5 protein-coding genes and 1 pseudogene are annotated in these 5,725 nt (G+C 37.7%); 4 read left to right on the forward strand and 2 right to left on the reverse strand.

Annotated elements, in window-relative coordinates; genetic code table 11:
- The coding region (locus FD47_RS13450) for a DDE-type integrase/transposase/recombinase (RefSeq protein ID WP_156404158.1) at positions 1-430 on the forward strand (430 nt) is incomplete at its 5' end.
- Between the two features lie 390 nt (positions 431-820).
- On the opposite strand, the gene FD47_RS13455 is transcribed toward FD47_RS13450, so the two are convergent.
- The gene (locus tag FD47_RS13455; protein ID WP_013721076.1) at positions 821-1,189 is read right to left on the reverse strand and encodes a hypothetical protein; all 369 of its coding nucleotides are present in this window, start codon (positions 1,187-1,189) and stop codon (positions 821-823) included.
- Positions 1,190-1,192: 3 nt separating this feature from the next.
- On the reverse strand, positions 1,193-2,017 hold the full coding sequence (locus tag FD47_RS13460; protein ID WP_013721075.1) for a ParA family protein: 825 nt from the start codon (positions 2,015-2,017) through the stop codon (positions 1,193-1,195).
- Positions 2,018-2,729: 712 nt separating this feature from the next.
- Here FD47_RS13460 and FD47_RS13465 point away from each other — a divergent pair.
- The 3 genes and pseudogenes from FD47_RS13465 to FD47_RS13475 all read left to right on the forward strand — a co-directional run.
- Complete coding sequence (locus FD47_RS13465) at positions 2,730-3,728, forward strand: hypothetical protein (protein ID WP_056980798.1); 999 nt, start codon at positions 2,730-2,732, stop codon at positions 3,726-3,728.
- Positions 3,729-4,283: 555 nt separating this feature from the next.
- Entirely contained in the window at positions 4,284-4,832 is a 549-nt protein-coding gene (locus FD47_RS13470) for a helix-turn-helix transcriptional regulator (protein WP_054736511.1), read from the forward strand.
- A gap of 462 nt (positions 4,833-5,294) precedes the next feature.
- Positions 5,295-5,725: pseudogene (locus FD47_RS13475) on the forward strand (hypothetical protein); the annotation flags it as partial.

Here is a 5,725-nt window from a genome sequence, read left to right on the forward strand (position 1 = left end):
AGACCTGCACTCAAGACGAATTATCGGCTATTCGTTCTCAAAAAAGATGGCTACTGATTTAGTCTTAAAGACCCTGGAAAGCGCGGTTAAAAATCGAACCATTACTGGGGACCTGATTATCCATACGGATTTAGGATCACAGTATACCAGCGATGATTACAATCAACGGTTAACTGAACTACATATCCGCCACTCATACAGCCGTAAGGGTTGTCCGTATGATAATGCGCCAATGGAACCTTTTCATGCTTCCCTCAAAAAGGAATGTGTTTATCCAGTGCCGGTCTTTGAGAATTATGAAACTGCCGCTGCTGTCCTTTTTGAATATGTGCATGCTTTCTACAATAGGAAGAGAATTCATAGTTCACTGGGCTACCAGACCCCCTTACAAGTTGAAATCGCAACACTTACGAGCCAAATGGCCGCCTGATTTAATGCTTTCCATGGTTCAAATAAGTTATTAATCGCGATTAATGATTTATTTGAGCTGTGGAAGGTAAACGCGGTTCTGAATGTCTCTTAAAATCTGTCTCAAATATTGACTTCAATCCATAGGATCGCTAATTTTACTTTGACTAATTAGAAACGGATCAAGTTATTGATAGCTACTGATCGGATCTCTTGATATTAACAAACAATGAACAGATAGATTGGATCGAAGTCACTGTAGATAACAATAGATCATAAATTTATCCTTCAAGGAAACCTAGCATATGTTATACAAGTAAATAATATTTACAAGTAAATTCAGTTTACTTGTAAATATTATTTACTTGTATAACATAAAGCACAAAAAAAGTATCGGTTGTGCTGGCTAAATTTACTGCTCTCGCTCTTTTTCAAGTAGAGTATTATACATATCTTTTTGTCGATTATTCATGGACGTTTCAGTATATGTCTGAATTAAACGGTTAAGAAGAGAATCGAAAGTTTTCTTTTCATGGGCCTCCTCTGGTGGAAGAAAATACGACAAAACACGTAGTTTCTCAACGCTTTCTTTAGAAACACGTTGTACTGTCATAGCTTTTTTTTTCTTTTTGTCGGGTTGCTTTGATTGAGTCTGCATACCAGTAATTGGCCCAAAACTGTTTTGCCCTTTAATATTAACAGTCTTACTTTTAAGAGAAGATTGAGGATGCTCGAGTACCGGCTTAATTTGTGGCAATTTTTTCTTTTGACTATCGTCCATTTTTTAACCTTCTTCCTCTTGTAGTGCTAATTTATGAAGATCAATTTCGTCTAAAACATTTTCGAACACTTTATGTGCACGTTGATCCCACTGATCGTTCTGACCAGTATAAATTTTACCCATTGATATACCTTCAGCATCATATGCTTTAAGTCGTTCTTGATAAGTAACTATTGTATTCAAGACGTTATTCCCAAACTCTTGGCGTGCATCTGAAAGTACTTTCTTATCAACACGCCCACCAGCACGTAACATGCACGGCAGTATTCCAACAATGTCCAATTCGGCTCCGTAATTATCAATCAGATATTGCATGTAGTTAATGTAAGTTTTTGCACCATCAAAGCTCAGTTCCTGCGTTTGTAAAATTATAATACAGTAGTCTGATGCCATCATTGCATTATCCGAAAAATCGCTAATGGTTGGTGGCACATCTAGGTAGATGGCTTCATATTGTTCTCGCAATGGTTTTAACAATTGTCTCAGATATGTAACCTGTCTTTTATCATCGTCAGGAAAAGACTGTAATAACATTTTGGGTAAACGACTAAATTGTGTATTAGACGCAATTAAATCAAGATTAGGAATAATCGGAGTGATCTGATTAGTAAGATCACCGTTCGTAAAACCATCGGTAATATTCTTGCTAATATCTGTTATATTACCTGTTTTCGCTAATATACTGGTAGCATTGGCCTGTGGGTCCAAATCAACCACTAAAGTTCTCCTGTGTTTGTTTACCGCTGATATATAGGAAAGCATAGTCACGGTTTTCGTCTTACCAACGCCGCCCTTAAAATTCCCTACAACAAATACGTCTGCACTCATACAATCATCTCCTTAGCAAGAGTATACATTTTCGAAGTTGTGTTTTCAACTGTATACAAAAAAATATTTTGGCCAATTACAACTTTTTCAAAGGAAAGTTTATATTTATTTACATGTAAATAAAATTTACTTGTAAATAAAGTTTACTTGTAAATATTATTTACGATATATGGAAAAGCTATATAGTAGCGGATATAGGCAGTCATCCATTTACAAGTAAATAAAATTTACTTGTAAATAAAGTTTACTTGTAAATATTATTTACTTGTTATACAAGTGAACTTTTGCGAATGTTTATAGACACCAATAACGCTTAATTTAGGCTTTACACACCAACTGGCGTCAGGTACAATATGCTTGTAAATAAAAAAAGGGAACGCAAAGTTGCGAACCCATAAAAATAAAGATAAAAAAAGAGAACGTTGCGTGCATGGTATTGCCTTACCATTCATGCAGCCACACAAGAACCTTCCCTTCTTGCACGACCTTTTTAACGTTCAGTCAAAAATATTGAGAATACTTTTCGTATTGTTTTGTGGGTGTTAGACACACCCGGCATTTCAACAACAAAAGTATACCATATTTTGATGACGATTTCTATACATACCCCTTAGGAATCCCGATTTAATCATGATCCATGATGATTAATCAGTTAAAAAAGAGCTGCAAGGAAAGTAACCTTGTCGCTCTTTTTTGATAGGAGATCTTAATCATGCATACCATCAAGGGAACTAAACAATTTATTCGCCAATTTAACTTTTTTGAAAAAAAGGGCTTTAACCCAACCAAGTGTTCCATCATCAATCATTTATATGATCGCATGGAATCGTCCATTAAACGGCCCCTCGATTATTTTGACAAAGATAAAAAAGCGTTTTTTATCATCTACTCCAATGAGCAGATGGCTCGGGATATCAACGTTTCTGTCCGGACAGTCGCTAACTACATGGCCGAATTAACCGATGAACAGTGGATTACTCGCTACAACACGCCAACCAATTCTACTTACCGCATTTTCATTCCACGGTTTGCCACAGCAAGTTCCCCATTCTGGTACACCCCTAGAAAATTTTGCTGGGGGGGCTGGAAAAAATTTCTACCAAATCAGACTTTTAATCATACTTTGACATATAAAACAATTAATACAGATAATACACAAAATGGACTAAATAGCGCGATTTTCACAAGCTCACCAAAGTCAGGACCCCAAACCGTAGCTAACACTCCGCAACCAGGGGAAACTAACGGCCAGCCAACTTCAAAACAACCGAAAACCAGCCAGCAACCAGTGCTTAACGATATGGCAACCAATATCATTGCCGATCAACTCATCCACCAGGGGGGATTACCAGAACAAGCCGTCTCGATTATGAAGGCCCTCTCCTTTGGCAATGCTGATAAACTATACAATTACGGCGGCCTAATCTATAAAGCTAAAAAAGCCGTCTACAAGAATCATCGTGAAGTGAAGGATATTGGCCTCGCTTTGTCACTCGAACAAAACACCGACATGCGCGACAGTCTAGCTGAAAACTTGCGCCGCATTCTATTCACCGCCAACAAAAAAACAGCTAATCCGGTCGGGGTTGAGAAGTACATCATGGTTTCCCTGAAAAACTATTTTGAAGAATGCGGTGATAAATTCCTTCAGGAATTGCATTATGACCCAGCAAACTATCCTGAAAATTCTAATACCCCTGCCTATGCCTAATAACCAAGATCAGCTCTAATTAGGCTTAGTTGGTATGCCCTAAAACTCAGTAAATTTGTTGTCGCCTTTATGCTGGATGATGCGTTTAAAGCTGTTAGTTATCGCACAATGGGGGGGGTAAAAGCGCACCCTTGTCTAATAGCGGTTGTCGGCGCATCTTCACATGGCCTAGTAAACACGGGAAACTGGACTTGAGGATTTGTGTCAAAACCATAACTTTGGAGTCCACCTTTACGGCACATTTGGGCATTATTGTTTGAGAAAATGGTCGTTAGGTGATCGCTAATAGCTTTGCGCTTGTCGCCCTCGATGCCAAACCAAATAGATTTAGTTTTAGGACCTATCCAAACCAGCACCATTGTTTTGGATTAACCGGCGCTGAACCGATGTTTTTTATCGCTATGAGCATTGAATTTATCGATAACGGGTCTCCCTTTTTGAGCTCGTTTGCGCGCTGCTGCGCGTTTGCTGAGCAACCTTCACTCATGTATCTGTAAAATAAATCCACACCCGCTACGGGTGCTTAATAGCGTTCTTAGACTCTTGGGTGCCGTTTTGCCAACTAAAGTAGCTAATCGCCAAAATTTGGTTCACAGATTGCCGACAAGCCATGTTTCCCATCAAACTGTTTCTCACTGGGAAAATGGGAAAACAATTCCTGATATTCAGAGTTTAATTTTACTTTGTGAACTTTACGGTATTACATTAAAAGATTTGCTCTCTGATGATGTTGACGTTATAAGGGCAAATGCTTTAATGAAAAGGAACAAAAAGAGATGTATTGACATTGGGATAACTATAATAGCCACGTATTTATCTTTAATCGTGGGTAGGTGGATATCTTTTACATTGTCTATGATGCTTGTAACCTTTTTTTCAACTATCGGAGTTATTCTGACCGTTAATCTTACTATGGAAACTAAAAGACTCGGATTGAACACATACAAGCAATTAGCTAAATATCTTAATACTGGAAGTATTCCGTCTATGCGCAGAACTAAAGTAAGTAAGTTTAGGATAATTATTCTATTATCAATTGGTATATTTATTGGGTTACTTTTTTCGCTTTCGATAGGAAAGTTTATTTTGGGTTGGAATATTTAATGCTTCGGTCTAAATTCACATGATGATCGTTATGAGTAGTTGTGGTTATTAAATCTATTTAGGGTCCATATTGTAGTTATCGCCCCTCGGAAAAGTTGTTAAAACAGCCCCTTGAATCTATCGAATAGATTTGAGGGGGCTGCTTTTGTGATATACTGCGATTATGAACCCTGGATTTAACTTGATTAGCAGGGTTCCAATGGCCCAAAATATAGTGCAGGAGATCGTCAAAATGCCAGGATTAGTGTTACGCTCTCAAAGATTCCGCTACCTCCATGAAAGATAAGCTACCTTACTCTATAAAACTTTAAGGTTATCTCTCGAAATAGTTGATTAATTTTGGGGAAAGTCAAAAGTNTTGACGGCCACAAAAGTATTAAAAACTCGTTGCACTTATGTAAATTGCTTGTGTACGATAGCACATCAGTAGATAATTAGGTTGTCGAAGGGAGAGGTTTTATCATGAACAAGAAGCTTGTCAGTTTTATTCTAATGGGCTTGTTTGCTGTAACTATGGGGATTGCAGTGCAACAACCCACGGTTCAGGCCAGTAGTCAGTATACGGTTGTTAAATCTTCGTTTCCTGCTGGTGGAACTATCTACCATGCCAAAAGCTTTCAGAAAAACGCTTATGTATGGAAACATTTAAATCACAAACAAAAAATTGCTAACCTAAAAAACTATCCTAATTCTAGTTGGTATCGTACAGGTATCATTATCCTTAAACATAATGGTAAGAAATCGGTGTACTATTTGGTATCCAATTTTTCACCATTATCTAAAAAAACCATAACTGGGTTTGTCTGGCGTGGGTATCTCAAGAAGGGCTATAACCCTAATTTTTCAAAAGTGAACTCAATTACACTCAGTCTGGCAAGTAATACAGACTACAA

The sequence above is a fragment of the Lentilactobacillus parafarraginis DSM 18390 = JCM 14109 genome, from assembly GCF_001435895.1.
GTDB classification, from domain to species: Bacteria; Bacillota; Bacilli; order Lactobacillales; family Lactobacillaceae; genus Lentilactobacillus; species Lentilactobacillus parafarraginis.